General features: G+C 69.8%; 10 protein-coding genes. 6 read left to right on the forward strand and 4 right to left on the reverse strand.

Annotation, left to right across the window (positions count from 1 at the left end; all coding sequences use genetic code 11):
• Positions 1-490 precede the first annotated feature (490 nt).
• Positions 491-2,485: an acetate--CoA ligase gene (gene acs, locus AB0I23_RS15565; protein WP_359109708.1), complete on the reverse strand. Its 1,995-nt coding sequence runs from the start codon at positions 2,483-2,485 to the stop codon at positions 491-493.
• Positions 2,486-2,647: 162 nt separating this feature from the next.
• A complete protein-coding gene (locus AB0I23_RS15570; RefSeq protein WP_359109709.1) occupies positions 2,648-5,272 on the reverse strand; it encodes a bifunctional SulP family inorganic anion transporter/carbonic anhydrase in 2,625 nt (874 codons plus the stop codon).
• A 287-nt stretch (positions 5,273-5,559) separates the two neighbouring features.
• On the opposite strand from AB0I23_RS15570, the gene AB0I23_RS15575 reads away from it, so the two are divergent.
• On the forward strand, positions 5,560-6,885 hold the full coding sequence (locus tag AB0I23_RS15575; RefSeq protein ID WP_359109710.1) for a hypothetical protein: 1,326 nt from the start codon (positions 5,560-5,562) through the stop codon (positions 6,883-6,885).
• 102 nt (positions 6,886-6,987) lie between these two features.
• Here AB0I23_RS15575 and AB0I23_RS15580 read toward each other — a convergent pair whose 3' ends face one another.
• On the reverse strand, positions 6,988-7,983 hold the full coding sequence (locus tag AB0I23_RS15580) for an ATP-binding protein (RefSeq protein WP_359109711.1): 996 nt from the start codon (positions 7,981-7,983) through the stop codon (positions 6,988-6,990).
• Positions 7,984-8,085: 102 nt separating this feature from the next.
• Between AB0I23_RS15580 and AB0I23_RS15585 the strand changes: the two genes are divergently transcribed.
• Positions 8,086-8,910, forward strand: a complete 825-nt coding sequence (locus AB0I23_RS15585; RefSeq protein WP_359109712.1) for an oxidoreductase — start codon at positions 8,086-8,088, stop codon at positions 8,908-8,910.
• A 578-nt stretch (positions 8,911-9,488) separates the two neighbouring features.
• On the opposite strand, the gene AB0I23_RS15590 is transcribed toward AB0I23_RS15585, so the two are convergent.
• Positions 9,489-10,328: an HAD family hydrolase gene (locus AB0I23_RS15590; protein ID WP_359109713.1), complete on the reverse strand. Its 840-nt coding sequence runs from the start codon at positions 10,326-10,328 to the stop codon at positions 9,489-9,491.
• Positions 10,329-10,893: 565 nt separating this feature from the next.
• On the opposite strand from AB0I23_RS15590, the gene ssd reads away from it, so the two are divergent.
• The 4 genes from ssd to AB0I23_RS15610 are packed head-to-tail and all read left to right on the forward strand — an operon-like array spanning position 10,894 to position 14,790.
• Complete coding sequence (ssd, locus tag AB0I23_RS15595; protein WP_359109818.1) at positions 10,894-11,967, forward strand: septum site-determining protein Ssd; 1,074 nt, start codon at positions 10,894-10,896, stop codon at positions 11,965-11,967.
• Positions 11,964-13,112, forward strand: coding sequence for a TadA family conjugal transfer-associated ATPase (locus AB0I23_RS15600; protein ID WP_359109714.1), 1,149 nt, complete (start codon positions 11,964-11,966; stop codon positions 13,110-13,112). The genes ssd and AB0I23_RS15600 overlap by 4 nt, the downstream gene beginning before the upstream one ends.
• The gene (locus AB0I23_RS15605) at positions 13,109-13,990 is read left to right on the forward strand and encodes a type II secretion system F family protein (protein WP_436846935.1); all 882 of its coding nucleotides are present in this window, start codon (positions 13,109-13,111) and stop codon (positions 13,988-13,990) included. The genes AB0I23_RS15600 and AB0I23_RS15605 overlap by 4 nt, the downstream gene beginning before the upstream one ends.
• Complete coding sequence (locus tag AB0I23_RS15610) at positions 13,987-14,790, forward strand: type II secretion system F family protein (RefSeq protein WP_359109715.1); 804 nt, start codon at positions 13,987-13,989, stop codon at positions 14,788-14,790. The genes AB0I23_RS15605 and AB0I23_RS15610 overlap by 4 nt, the downstream gene beginning before the upstream one ends.
• The last annotated feature ends 38 nt before the right edge of the window (positions 14,791-14,828 follow it).

Raw genomic sequence — 14,828 nt, forward strand, 5'->3', positions numbered from 1 at the left:
GCTGCCACTGTACCCGGGGTGTGCGGGGGCGTATCCAGTGATCTTCACCTTAGAGGCCCGAGGGGCACCCGGCGCGTGGATGCCCCTCGGGTTCGTACGAAGGGCTGCACATGTCCTGGGCAGCGAATCGGGCGTGCCGTCGAACTTTGACGGAAGCGAGTTCGTGCCACCGAACTGTCGTCCGCGCCTCCGCCGTACCCAACCTGCTCCCAGGGCAACTGCGGCAACCATAGACAGAAGGATCACCCCAAGGACGACCGTCGCCCCTGCTGCGACCACGAAGATCGCCCACCACGGCCCATCGGATTCCACAGCGCTCCCCCTCTGACGGATCATGAGTGCCAAGCAAGACGCCGGGCTCGGGAGCCTGGGTTCCGCGGTCCCGATCACTCAAAGTCCGATGGCACGTTCACGGGACAGCACACATGAAGAAACCCCCGCACTCGGCGGGGGTTTCTGTCATGCCTACCTTGGGGCGAGGCCCTGGGGCCTACTCCGAGTCGGTCGGCTTCAAACTGTCAGCGATGCGACGCACGCTATCCGAATCCGTGAGCGTGGTGACGTCGCCCAGCTCACGGTTCTCCGCGACGTCACGCAGCAGACGCCGCATGATCTTGCCGGAGCGGGTCTTCGGCAGCTCGGCCACCGGCAGGACCCGCTTCGGCTTGGCGATCGGGCCGAGCGTGGCACCGACATGGTTGCGCAGGTCCGTAACGAGTTCGTCGGAGGCGGACGCCGTACCACGCAGTATCACGAACGCGACGATGGCCTGACCGGTCGTCTCGTCGGCCGCGCCGACCACGGCGGCCTCGGCGACCGACGGGTGCGACACGAGTGCCGACTCGACCTCGGTGGTCGAGATGTTGTGCCCGGACACGAGCATCACGTCGTCGACCCGGCCGAGCAGCCAGATGTCGCCGTCCTCGTCCTTCTTGGCGCCGTCGCCCGCGAAGTACTTGCCCTCGAAGCGCGACCAATAGGTGTCGATGAAGCGCTGGTCGTCGCGCCAGATGGTGCGGAGCATCGACGGCCACGGCTCGGTGAGGACGAGATAGCCGCCCCCGCCGTTCGCCACCTCGTTGGCCTCGTCATCGACGACGGTGGCGGAGATACCGGGCAGGGCGCGCTGCGCCGAACCGGGCTTGGTCTCTGTGACACCGGGAAGCGGCGAGATCATCATCGCGCCGGTCTCCGTCTGCCACCAGGTGTCCACGATCGGGCACCTGTCGGCGCCGATGTGCTTGCGGTACCACATCCACGCCTCGGGGTTGATCGGCTCACCGACCGAACCGAGGACCCGCAGCGACGACAGGTCGAACTTGGCGGGGATGTCGTCCCCCCACTTCATGAACGTACGGATCGCGGTCGGCGCGGTGTAGAGGATCGTGACGCCGTACTTCTGCACGATCTCCCAGAAACGCCCCTGGTGGGGGGTGTCGGGCGTGCCCTCGTACATGACCTGCGTCGCGCCGTTGGCGAGCGGTCCGTACACGATGTACGAGTGCCCGGTCACCCAGCCGATGTCGGCCGTGCACCAGTAGACATCGGTCTCCGGCTTGAGATCGAAGACCGCGTGATGGGTGTACGCGGCCTGCGTCAGATAGCCGCCGGAGGTGTGCAGGATGCCCTTCGGCTTACCCGTCGTACCCGAGGTGTAGAGGATGAAGAGCGGATGCTCCGCCTCGAAGGCCTCGGGGGTGTGCTCGGTGGACTGGCGTTCGGTGATCTCGTGCCACCAGACGTCGCGGCCCTCGGTCCACGCGGTGTCCTGGCCGGTGCGCCGCACCACGAGGACATGCTCGACGCTGTCGATACGGGATACGGCGTCGTCGACCGCGGGCTTCAGCGCCGACGGCTTGCCACGGCGATAGCCGCCGTCGGCGGTGATGACGACCTTGGCGTCCGCGTCCTGGATGCGGGCGGCGATGGCGTCGGCGGAGAAGCCGCCGAAGACCACCGAGTGCGCGGCACCGATGCGGGCGCAGGCCAGCATCGCGACGGCGGCCTCGGGGATCATCGGCAGATAGACGGCGACCCGGTCACCCTTGCCGACACCGAGCTCGGTGAGGGCGTTGGCGGCGCGGGAGACCTCGTCCTTCAGCTCCGCGTAGGTGATCGCGCGGCTGTCGCCGGGCTCACCCTCGAAGTGGATGGCGACCCGGTCGCCGTTGCCCGCCTCGACGTGGCGGTCCACGCAGTTGTACGCGACGTTCAGCTTGCCGTCCGCGAACCACTTCGCGAAGGGCGGGTTGCTCCAGTCGAGCGTCTCGGTCGGCTCCGTGGCCCAGGTCAGGCGCCGGGCCTGCTCGGCCCAGAAGCCCAGCCGGTCCGCCCCGGCCTGCTCGTACGCCTCCGCTGTGACGTTGGCGTTCGCGGCCAGATCGGCAGGCGGTGCGAACCGCCGCTCCTCCTTGAGCAGATTGGCCAGGCTTTCGTTGCTCACGACATCTCCCATTCCCAGGGTGTCCGTTGTGTCCCGAGGCATAGCTCATCAGTCCAGGGGCCGGGTGACAAGTGTCTGCCAGGAATTGGTTTAGACCTGTGTTTTCGTGTATAAGGCACGGCCCCGCTCCCACCGGCAACGCGGTGGCACAGTGCAATGCGGAAGCGGGACCACAAGGTCTCACGGACCCGAGGTGCGTGCGGTTCAGGCGCCTGTCCGTTCCAATTCGCCGGAACCGGAAGGATCGCCGGGGCCCACATAGTCGAATACCTCGTCGATGGACGTACCGGCGCTCGCGTCCTCGGCCAGGAGGTATGCCTGCGCCTCACCGACATGGAAGTACATCCCGTGGAGGTGCAGAGTGCCCTCGGCCAGTCGCCGCGCCACCGATTCGTGGGCGCGCAGATGGTCCAACTGCTGGACCACATTGGTGAGGCAGAGCTGCTCCACGGCATCGGCGGGAAGCCGGCCGGAGATCCGCGCCCAGGCGCGGTCCCGGGACGCCATCCGCTCCAGGCTCGGCAGACCGTGCCGCAGCCACCGCCACAGGGATGTCTGCGGGGTGCCCGGCTTGGCGCCCAGCAGCGCCTGCATCGCGCCGCAGCCGGAGTGGCCGCAGACAGTGATGGACTCCACCTGCAGCACCTCCACCGCGTATTCGATCGCGGCGCCCACCGAGTCGTCACTGGCTCCCGCGCCCGGTGGGGGCACCAGATTGCCGACGTTCCGCACGGTGAACAGGTCGCCCGGACCGCTGGCCGTGATCATGCTGGTGACCAGCCGGGAGTCCGCGCAGGTGATGAAGAGCTGAGAAGGGCGCTGCCCGTCCCGGGCAAGCCGGGCCAGCTCCTCGCGCACCAGCGGAGCCGTATGGCGCTGGAACGAGCTCAGACCACTGACCAGCCGGTGCGCGCCGGTCCGACGGGGAGCGGCGGGTGGTGTGCTGGATGACGGAGTGCCGGGAGTGGGTTCGGCGGCTGCGGCCACGGCGCTTGTGGTGGGCGTTGCGTCGCTCGTGACGTCGGGCATGGTGTCGGCCCCCGTGGTGTCGGTTGTTCGGGGACTGGGGCTGGGGTCGACGGTTTCGTGGTGCTCACCACCGCCGGCGTCGGCGCGAGTGACGCGGTCGTGGTGGACGCTCGCCGGTTCGGACCGGTCGTGGCAGTGGTGATTGCGCCACGGCGTCCAGGGGCGGCAGCAGGAGTGCGCCGCCGAGGCAGGCTCGGCGATCCGGCCCCCGGATCTGCCGGTGAAGACGACCCGGCCGCCCTGGGCGGTCTGAGCGTTGCTCCAGTCCTGGATGGTCTCGTATGCCGCATGGTCCATGAAGAAGCCGTCCAACTCGACGACGCAATCCTCGCCGTGGGGAAGCTGGCCGAGTGTCCGGCTGAGCCGTGGAACCGCGAGGAACGTCAACTGCCCGCGCACGACCACGAGATGCTGCCCACCCTGATCCGTCACCGTGATCCGTGTCCGGGCCAGCCGGTGCAGAGCGATGGCGACGGCCACCGCGATGCCGATCACCACGCCCTTCAACACGCCGAAGAGCACCACACCGGTGATCGTCGTCCCGTAGACCGGGAATTCGCGGTGCTTATGGACATTGCGGATGTGGGCGAAGCTCACCATCTGGATGCCGACCATCATCACCAGCGCCGCGAGCGCGGCCAGTGGGATCCACTCCAGCGCCGTGACCAGCAGCCCGGCGGCGAGCAGGACCCAGACACCGTGCAGGACGGTGGAGGCGCGACCGGTGGCCCCGGCCCGCACATTCGCCGAACTCCGCACCGCGCCTCCTGACACCGGCAGACCGCCCAGCAGGCCGGACAGCACATTGGAGATGCCCTGGCCGCGCAATTCGCGGTCGAGGTCGGAGCGTCTGACCGGCGGGGTGACCGGGACTGCCGGTGCGGGAGACCCAGCGGTCTGCCGCCCGGCGCGGTCGGTGGTCAGCTTGTCCACCGCGACCGCCGCGAGCAGTGATTCGAGGCTGGCCACCAGCATCACGGTGAACACGGCGGTGGCGAGGGCCAGTACGGGGCCCTGCGGCAGTTCGGGCAGGGCGTGGGACCGCCAGGAGGGCAGATCCACCCGGGCGATCCCCGGAGCCGCCACCGCCGCCACCGCTGTTGCGATCGCCACCGAGGCGAGGGCCGCCGGAATCCGCCGTACCGCCCGCCCGATCCGTCCGGGGAGCCGTGGCCAGGCCACCAGGATGGCGATGGCCAGCCCGCCGATGAGAGGGGCGGCCGGGCTCAGCCGGTCCAACTGGGCAGGCAGTGCGAGGGCATTGTCGACGGCCGAACTCTGGGGTGAGCCGCCGAGCACGATGTGCAGTTGGGCCAGTGCGATGGCGACTCCGATACCGGCCAGGGTGCCGTGCACGATGGCGGGGCTGACGACGAGAGCGCTGCGCGCCGCACGCATCGAGCCCAGCAGGATCTGCAGCAGCCCGGCGCCGATGGTGATCGCGCAGGTGGTGCGCCAGCCGTAGATCTGGATCAACTCGGCTGTGACCACGGTCAGTCCGGCGGACGGGCCACTGACCTGAAGGGGCGTGCCGCCGAGCAGTCCGGCGACGATGCCGCCGACGGCGGCGGAGACGAGTCCGGCCTCCAGCGGTGCGTCCATGGCCACGGCGAGGCCGAGGGACATGGGCACGGCAATCAGAAAGACAGTGATCGATGCGGACAGGTCGGCGCCCGCGACACGGAATCGTCCGCCGCGGCGCGGCGGTGGCGGGCTGTGAGGTCGCTTGATTCCCGAGCCGTTGGACTGGCGCCAACTGCGGGACGTGCGGTCATGGCGAGTGGGGACGCAGGCAGACATGTTCCCGTCTCCTCCGGGGCAGCGCGGTCGCGGAACGTGGGGGACGCGGCCGTGGGTCACGGCGTGCAGCGGCGGGATTTCTTAACTCTCAGTAAATAGATCGTAATGGAGAGTAAAGTTCTATGTCCATGATTGATGGCGAATGGTCCATTCGATCACCCATTCACGTGAATAAGCAGCTTTTCATATGGCTTGTCGTGTCGATTCGCTCAGGACTGCGTGCGAACGTGGACGCGCGATGTCGGCGCATTCCAGGCAAATGACCTGAAAAGGAAGAGGGTGGGCGGATGATGGCCGCCACGAAGAGGGCCGCCCTGGGTGTCATGGCCGCCGCGCTCGTTGCGGGACTTGCCGGCTGTTCCGGCTCGGACTCGGGTTCGGCGTCCGGGGCTGCGGGGCCGGGCGCCGAGAAAGGGGCTGCCGGGCCCGAACGGAACGCCCCTGGCGCCGCCCCTGAGAGGGCCTTCCGGCTCATCGGCGACGGCTCCACCTCCTTCACCGGCAGCCAGCCGAAGCAGCCCGTGCCGCTGCGCCTGGCGCCCGGTCAGAAGCCCCCGCAGTTCGTGGTGTTCTCCTGGGACGGCGTGGGTGGGGACAGCCAGAAGCTGTTCTCCCACTTTCGCGAGGTGGGCAAGAAGTACCACGCGAACATGACGTACTTCCTCAGTAGCGTGTACATGCTGCCGGAGGAGAAGCGGGAGCTCTATGACCCGCCCAAGCACAATGCGGGGAGTTCCGACATCGGCTTCAACGACATCGGGGGAATCCGGGACACCATCGCCCAGATCCGGGGCGCCTGGCAGGACGGCGACGAGATCGGCACCCACTTCAACGGCCACTTCTGCGGCCCGGACGGCGGCGTCGGCACCTGGTCGGTCGCGGAGTGGAAGCGCGAGATCAGCCAGGCCAAGTCCTTCGTGAAGAAATGGAGGACGAACGTCCCGGACCTCGTGGACGAGAAGCCGCTGCCCTTCGACTACGACACGGAGCTGGTCGGCGGCCGCACCCCCTGCCTGGAAGGGCGGAAGAACATGGTCGCCGCAGCGCGGTCGATGGGCTTCCGCTACGACTCCAGCGGCGTCAACAACCAGGTCTGGCCGAAGAAGAAGGACGGCGTCTGGGACCTCTCCATGCAGCTCGTGCCCGTGCCGGGGCGGGAGTTCGAGACGCTCTCGATGGACTACAACTTCATGTTCAACCAGTCCGGGACGACGATGCAGGGAGACCCGGACCAGTACGAGCACTGGGGCGACCAGATGCGCGACGGCCTGATCCAGGCCTTCGACCGCGCCTACGAGGGAAACCGCGCCCCGCTGATCATCGGCAACCACTTCGAGTCCTGGAACGGTGGCGCGTACATGCGCGCCGTCGAGGAGACCATCGAGACGGTCTGCACCAAGGAGGGCGTGCGCTGCGTGTCCTTCAGGCAGCTCGCCGACTGGCTGGACGCCCAGGACCCGGCGACGCTGGCAGAACTCCGCACGCTCGACGTCGGCCAGGCGCCGAAGGAGGGCTGGGCGGCCCATCTCACCGCCCAGACCTCCGGAACGGCCAGGACTCCAGGAACCGTCAAGGCTCCCGACACGTCCGACACGAAACCGGCGGAGAACTGACGCCCGCCGATCGGCCGTCCGCCGGATCGTGGGTGTTCGGGGCGCCGGGCGCCTCGGCGTCGGCCGCGGGGTCATCGGTGGGCATGGCTTCGGGCGATCGGCTCACGCGGGCTGTACGGCGCCCGCCTGTGCGCTCCGCTCGTCGAGCACGAAGGCGGGGTCGACCTGGGCAGCCAGGTCGGCGCCCGTCTTCTCGTTGCCCCAGCTCTCCGCGTTCTTCAAGTGGAAGTGCACCATCTGCCGTGTGTAGCGCTCCCAGTCGCGCTGCTCGTACGAGTCCTCCGCGGCGTTCTGCAGAGCCTGCAGGGCCATCCGGTTGTCCGCCTCCAGAAGCTCGAAGCGGGCCGGACGCCCCTTCTCCATCGCCCGGACCCAGTCCGAGTGGCCGACCGTGACCAGCAGGTCGTCGCCGACCTCGGCCCGTAGGAAGTCCAGGTCGTCCTGGCCCTGCACCTTGTTTCCCACGACCTTCAGGGCGACCCCGAAGTCCCGTGCGTACTCCTTGTACTGGCGGTAGACCGAGACACCCTTGCGGGTCGGTTCGGCAACCAGGAACGTCATGTCGAAGCGGGTGAACATGCCGGACGCGAACGAATCCGAACCCGCGGTCATGTCGACGACCACATAGTCGTCGGGGCCGTCGACGAGGTGGTTGAGGCAGAGCTCGACCGCGCCGACCTTGGAGTGGTAGCACGCCACCCCCAGATCCGAATCGGTGAACGGTCCGGTGGCCATGAGCCGGATGTCCCCGTCGTCGAGCCCGACCGTGCGGGCGCACGCGTTGTAGACCGGGTTGTCCTCGCGGACCCGCAGCAGCCGCGAGCCCTCGCCGGGCGGAGTCGTTTTGATCATCGTCTCGACCGAGGCGATACGGGGGTTGCTGCCCCGCAGATACTCCTTGATCAGGGGCAGGTGCGCCCCCAAGGCGGGCAGCGCCGCGGCCTCCTCCTCGTCGAGGCCGAGCGCGACCCCGAGGTGCTGGTTGATGTCGGCGTCCACTGCGACGACATGGGCTTCATTGGCGGCAAGGTGGCGGATGAAGAGCGAGGACAGCGTGGTCTTGCCGCTGCCGCCCTTCCCCACGAAAGCGATCTTCATGTTCACCTAGGGTAGCGGTGCGAATGCGCTGTGCTGTCACACTTCGTGAAGATGGCCACTCCGGGGTGGTGAGGATGCAGGGGGCGCGTAGCCTCGCTACTTATGAGTACGACTGCCCCAGATCCGCTCGCCGCCCTGGGCGCCCTGCCGGGTGTCACCGACGCGGTGGACTCCGTACGCAAGGCCGTCGACCGGGTCTACAGCCACCGCGTCATGCGACGCCGCAGCAACGAGATCACCGCGGAGGCGGCGCTCCGCGGCGCCCGCGGCTCCGCCGCACTTTCGGGTGCCGACTGGAACCTGGAGGAGGTGCGTCGGCGCACCGACTTCAGCGGCGACGACGAGTCGCAGGTGATCGGCGCCGCCCTGCGGCTGACCGCGGAGGCGGGCCAACTGCTTTCCATCTGGCGGCAGTCGCCACTGCGGGTCCTCGCCCGGCTGCACCTCGTGGCGGCGGGTGGAGCCGCACCCGACGACGCGGTCGGCCGCCCGCGGCTGGCCGGAGAGCCGGTCGACGAGCCGCTGATCGAAGCGCCGCTGCCCGACGCCGACGAGGTCACCGGCCGGCTGGAAGGTCTCTCCAGCTTGATCCTTTCGGGCACCGCGGCGCCCGCGTTGGTGACGGCCGCAGTCGTGCACGGTGAATTGCTGGCGCTGCGTCCCTTCGGCTCGTACAACGGTCTTGTCGCGCGGACCGCCGAGCGGATCGTCCTGATCGGGAGCGGGCTCGACCCGAAAGCGATCTGCCCCGCCGAGGTAGGTCACGCCGAGCAGGGCAGAGCGGCGTACGTCGCGGCGTTCGAGGGGTACCGGTCGGGAACGCCGGACGGGATGTCCGCCTGGATCGCACACTGCGGGCGTGCGGTGGAGCTGGGGGTCAGGGAGTCCACAGCGGTCTGCGAGGCGCTTCAGCGCGGAGCTGCGTGATGGTCCGCGGAGCTGCGAGGCTGTCGACACGCACCTCAACTGACGGGTCCGTCAACCTCGTTGCTTCGTCGGCTTCACTGCCCGACAAAAGGGTTGCGGCGGTACCGTCCTCGGTACCGCCGCTGGCACGTCCACCCGGTTACCATGCGTCCTCGAAAATTGCCCATCAGGTCGGGAACTCAGCCCGTTCCCTGGTGCGGCTGGCCCGTAATCGACGGGTCGACGTCGCGTGGGTGCTGGGTATTCATGCTCGGTCCGTGGGGCCTTCTCTGCGTTTTCAGGTAATCCTCTCGGACGTCCTTGGTCTCGCGGGCCGTTGAGTCCTTTCTACTCCAGAGCCAGGGCAAGCGGTAGTGCTGGCCGTACTTCTTTACTTTTGCGTTCAAATACGGATGAGCCGGGCGGTCGGTTCGAGGGCGCGGTCCGGACGCCGACGACCCGCGTCGGGATGCCTGTGGGCGGCATCCCGGCCCACGGTCGGGAATGGTGGCCGAGGACGTGTTCGGGCGCGGGCCGGGATGCAGGCCGGACTCGGGTGCCGGGCCGAGCCTGACGTAGGAGGCCCCGGGTGCCGGAGGTCAGCCGGATGCTGCGGCCGTGCGCCGGCGTGAGGTGTACCAGACCAGCCCCGCCGCGATGGCCGCCGCGCCCACCGCCGCCGCGGCGACGAGTGCCGGGCGCGCCGGCATCGAGAACGCGGGCAGCCGCTGCTTGAGTCGGACCGGGCGGTCGAAGACGAGAATCGGCCATTCCCGGAGCATCGCCTCGCGCCGCAGCGCGCGGTCCGGATTGACCGCATGCGGGTGGCCTACGGACTCCAGCATCGGTACATCGGTCGCGGAATCGCTGTAGGCGTAACATCGCGAGAGGTCGTACCCCTCGGACACGGCAAGTGCCTCGACCGCCTCGGCCTTCGTCGGCCCGTACGCGTAGTACTCCACCTCGCCGGTGAAACAGCCGTCGCCGCCGACGACCATTCGGGTGGCGACGACCCGGTCGGCGCCCAGCAGCTCGCCGATCGGCTCGACGACCTCTGCGCCCGAGGTGGACACGATGACCACGTCGCGCCCGGCGGTGTGATGCTCCTCGATGAGGGTCGCCGCCTCGTCGTAGATGATCGGGTCGATCAGATCGTGCAGGGTCTCGGCGACGATTTCCTTCACCTGCTGGACGTTCCACCCCTTGCAGAGCGCGGAGAGATATTCGCGCATCCGCTCCATCTGGTCGTGATCGGCGCCCCCGGCGAGGAACACGAACTGTGCGTACGCGGTGCGCAGTACGGCACGGCGGTTGATCAGTCCGCCTTGGTAGAAGGACTTGCTGAAGGTCAGTGTCGATGACTTCGCAATGACCGTCTTGTCCAGGTCGAAGAAGGCTGCTGTGCGCGGCAAGGAGTGGTTTTCCACAAGGCAGAGCATAGGGGGCCACCATTCGGCGTAAACTCTGGTGCATGGGTTTGCCTGAGAAGGCTCTCGGGTACACCATGGAAGTCACGGATCGTTCGCGACCGTGCTAACCCGGTCCGACTCCTCCCCCCCCGAGTCGGCCGTGGGGACGACCCCCGCTCTCCCCCCCGGCGGGGGTCGTCGCATGTCCGGACGTATTTCTGTCGCTCGGAATCAAGCATTCCGTCTCCCTCTCGGCTGCGACGGCCTGTCCTTTCCGCCTCCCCGTTCCCCGTTCCGTCACGGTGTGTAACGGGAGTGCTGCTCTCCGGAAGTCCCCGGTCCGGGTGACCGAGATATTCACAGCGGTGGGGTTGTCCACAGTTTTTGAGCAAGATCCACACGATTTCCCGATGCGCTGCACGGTGATTCCACCCGCGAAGTCCGCGGGTTCCGGATATCGCCGATCTCGGAACGCTCCGAGATCGCCGCGAAACCGCGGTGAAGGCGCAGTGAGAAGGGGGCGGAGATCGTGACTGAATCCATCGCACGGGATCGTCTGCCGGTCGTCGGAGAACGCCGGGGCGGACCGTTGATCGTGACCGAGGATGTGGAACTTCTCGACGATCTGCTGCGGCTGTGCGCGGCCGCCGGCACGGAGCCTGAGGTGCACCACACGCTGCCCGAGGGCAGAGGCGGCTGGGAGCAGGCCCCGATGGTCCTGGTGGGCGACGACGCGGCTCCGCGGTGCCGCGGAGCGCTGCGCAGGCAAGGCGTGATGCTCGTGGGGCACGACCAGGACGCACCGGATGTCTGGCGGCAGGCCGTGGAGATCGGAGCCGAGTATGTACTGCGGCTGCCCGATGCGGAGAGCTGGCTCGTCGACCAGATCGCCAATGCGGCGGAAGGGGTGGGGCGGCCCGCTCTTACCGTCGGGGTGATCGGCGGACGGGGCGGCGCCGGCGCGTCCACGCTGGCCTGCGCTCTCGCTGTGACCGCGGCCAGGGCCGGGCGGCGGACGTTGCTGATCGACGGCGATCCGCTGGGCGGTGGCATCGATGTGCTGCTCGGCGGCGAGCGGGCCGAGGGAATGAGGTGGCCGGATTTCGCCCATTCCAAAGGGCGGGTGGGCGGTGGCGCTCTGGAGGAGTCGCTGCCCGCACTGCACGGTCTGCGGGTGCTCAGCTGGGGGCGTGACGACTCCGTGGTCATCCCGCCACAGGCCATGAAGGCGGTGCTGGCGGCCGCCCGCAGGCTCGGCGGGGTGGTGGTCGTCGATCTGCCGCGCCGGGTCGACGAGTCGGCGGCCGAGGCGCTTGCGCAACTGGACCTCGGGCTGCTCGTGGTCCCCGGTGAGCTGCGGGCGGTCGCGGCGGCGAAGCGCGTGGCGTCGACAGCCGGGATGGTCCTGGGCGACCTGCGGGTCGTGGCACGCGGCCCTTATGCGGCAGGGCTGGACGAGCGGTGGGTGGCGCAGGCGCTCGACTTGCCGCTCGCCGGTGAACTCCCTCTGGAATCGGGCCTGCTGGCGGCTCAGGACGACGGAGTGCCGCCCGGCTCCGGTGCCCGCGGGCCGCTCGCTCGATTCTGTACCGCGTTCTGGGAGCGGGCGCTTGCCGGCGGAGCCGTCGGGGGCATCGGTGCGGGCCCCGGTGGGGAAGGTGCGTCATGACCGACGGGCTCCTCGACGCCGTGCGGCAGCGGCTTGCACAGAGCGGGGCGGCACCGACCCCGGCCGGGGTGGCGGCCGCGCTGCGCGCCCAGGGAAGGCTTCTCGGTGATGCCGAAGTGCTCGGCGCGGCAGAGGAGTTGCGCGGCGAACTGGTTGGTACGGGAGTGCTGGAACCGCTGCTCGCCGACCCGGCGGTGACGGATGTGCTGGTCTCCGCACCGGACCGGGTGTGGGTGGACCGGGGCAGTGGGCTCGAACTCACCGGGGTGACCTTCCGTGACGCTCCGGCGGTGCGCAGGCTGGCACAGCGGCTCGCGGCGGTGGCGGGTCGGCGGCTGGACGATGCCCGGCCCTGGGTGGACGCGCGGCTTCCGGACGGGACACGGATGCATGCGGTCCTGCCGCCGGTGTCCGTGGGTTCCACCTGCCTGTCGTTGCGGGTGGTGCGCCCCCGGGCTTTCTCGCTGGCGGAGTTGGTCGCGGCGGGAACCGTACCGCCAGGTGGCGACCGGGTACTGCGGGCGCTGGTCGAGGCCAGGGTCTCCTACCTGATCAGTGGCGGGACGGGGGCGGGGAAGACCACTTTGCTCTCGAGTCTGCTGGGTGTTGTCGGGGAGCGGGAGCGGATTGTGCTCGCCGAGGACTCGGCGGAGCTGCGGCCGGACCATCCGCATGTGGTGCGGCTGGAGTCGCGCCCTGCCAACCAGGAGGGTGCCGGGCGGGTGACGCTGCGGGACCTGGTGCGGCAGGCGCTTCGGATGCGGCCCGACCGTCTGGTGGTCGGGGAGGTGCGGGGCGCCGAGGTCACCGAACTGCTCGCTGCGCTGAACACCGGCCATGAGGGCGGCTGTGGGACGGTCCACGCCAATGCCGCCGAGCACGTCCCGGCCCGGCTGGAGGCGTTGGGGACGGCAGCCGGTCTCGACCGGGTGGCGTTGCACAGTCAGCTGGCGGCGGCGCTGTCGGTGGTGGTCCATCTCGTACGGGATCGGGCCGGGGTGCGCCGGATCGCCGAGGTGCACGTGCTGGAGCGGGATGCAGCCGGGCTGGTGGTGACCGTTCCGGCGCTGCGGTGGGGCGACGAAGGCTTCGTCCACGAGCGGGGCCGGGAGCGACTGCAGTCGCTGATCGGGGGTGCGCTGTGACCGGTGGCGTGGCGGTGGGCGCGCCGGAATACGCGACGTATGCGTCGGCCGTGTGTGCGGGGGCCGCGACCTGGCTGGTCGTGGGGCAAGGCCAAGGAGCTCGGCGGGCAAGGGTGTTGTTCGTCGGCTCGGTGGTGGTGCCGGGGCCGCGGATCGGCCGGGACCGGGTCCGGCTGTGGTGCCGGGGAATGTTCCGTGAGCGTCGGGAGTGGCTGTGTCTTCCGGCGGCGTTGTTTCTCGCTGTGCTGGGCGAGTCCGTGCTGCCGTTGGTCGCGGGGGCGTTGGCGGTGCCGATGGTGCGGCGATGGCTACGGAAGCGGGCCTGGCGGCAAGAGCGGGAGCGCCGGGCGGATGCCGTGGTGGCGCTGTGCGGTGCGGTGGTGGGCGAGCTGCGGGCCGGGCACGAGCCGGGGCAGGCACTGCTGGTGGCGCTGCGTGGCATGGGGGCGATGGGTCCGGCGGAGGCCGCCGTGTCGGCCGCGGCGCGGTTCGGTGGCGATGTGCCGGGGGCGCTCGGACAGGCGGCGCGCGAGCCCGGGCTGGATGGGCTCGCCGGGGTGGCGGCCTGCTGGCGGGTGGCGGTCGACGGCGGGGCGGGGCTGGCGGCCGGTCTGGACCGCCTGGAGGGCGCGTTGCGGGCCGAGCGGCGTCGGCGGGAGGAGTTGCGGGCGCAACTGTCGGGGGCCTGGTCGACGGTGGCCGTGCTGGCGCTGCTGCCGGTGCTTGGCCTGGGGCTGGGGGCGGCGTTGGGGGCCGACCCGTTGGGGGTGCTCCTGCACAGTCCGGCCGGGTTGGCCTGCCTGTTGGCGGGAGGGCTGCTGGAGACGGCCGGTCTCTGCTGGGCCGGCCGGATTGTACGGGCGGGGGAACGGCCATGAGCGAAGCAGCCGGCGTAGTGGTGCACGCCGTCCACGGGCCGGCTCCGGTGGGGATCGTTCTGGGCGCGGTCGGATACCTGGCCGTCTGCCTGGCGGGGCGGAGGCGGGCGCGGACGGTGCGCCGCCGGGGCGCGATGCTGCTGGCGGTGGACGCCGGGAGGCGGCGGCGCAAGCGGTCGGTGTCCGGAGCCCGGGTGAAGAACGGGGCTGCGCTGCTGGGCGCCGTGGTGACGGGCTGGTTCCTCGTCGGCGGTTTGTGGGGGTGCGCGGTCGGACTGACGGCGGCGTGCGGCACGTGGCGGTGGCAGCAGACACGGAAACGGGGCGCACCCGCCGTTTCCGCCGCGGAAGCCGCGGAGACCGTACGTGGGCTCCCGTTGGCAGCCGACCTGTTGGCAGCGTGCATCTCTGCCGGAGCCGGCCCGAGGGAAGCGGCCGAGGCGGTCGGGGAGTCTCTGGGCGGTCCGGTCGGCGAACGGCTGGCACGGACGGCGGCGGAGATCCGGCTGGGCGGCGAACCTGCGGTGTCCTGGGGGAGGTTCGGCGAGATACCGGGCGCCGGCGCGCTGGCCCGCTGTCTGCACCGGGCGGGTTCGACCGGGGCTCCGGCGGCGGAAGCGGTCGCCCGGCTGGCCGAGGCGATGCGGGCGGAACGGTCGAGCGAGGCCGTGGCGCGCGCCCAGCGGGCCGGCGTGCTGATCACAGCCCCGGTGGGGCTCTGCTTTCTGCCGGCCTTTCTGGCGGTCGGTGTAGCGCCGGTGGTCATCGGCCTGGCGAGCGGACTTCTGCACGCCCGGTGACCAAGTGAATCGAATAAGTAACTAATTGGTAGAAATCG

Origin of the sequence: Streptomyces atratus (assembly GCF_040655115.1) — a bacterium.
In the GTDB taxonomy this organism is placed as follows: Bacteria; Actinomycetota; Actinomycetes; order Streptomycetales; family Streptomycetaceae; genus Streptomyces; species Streptomyces atratus_D.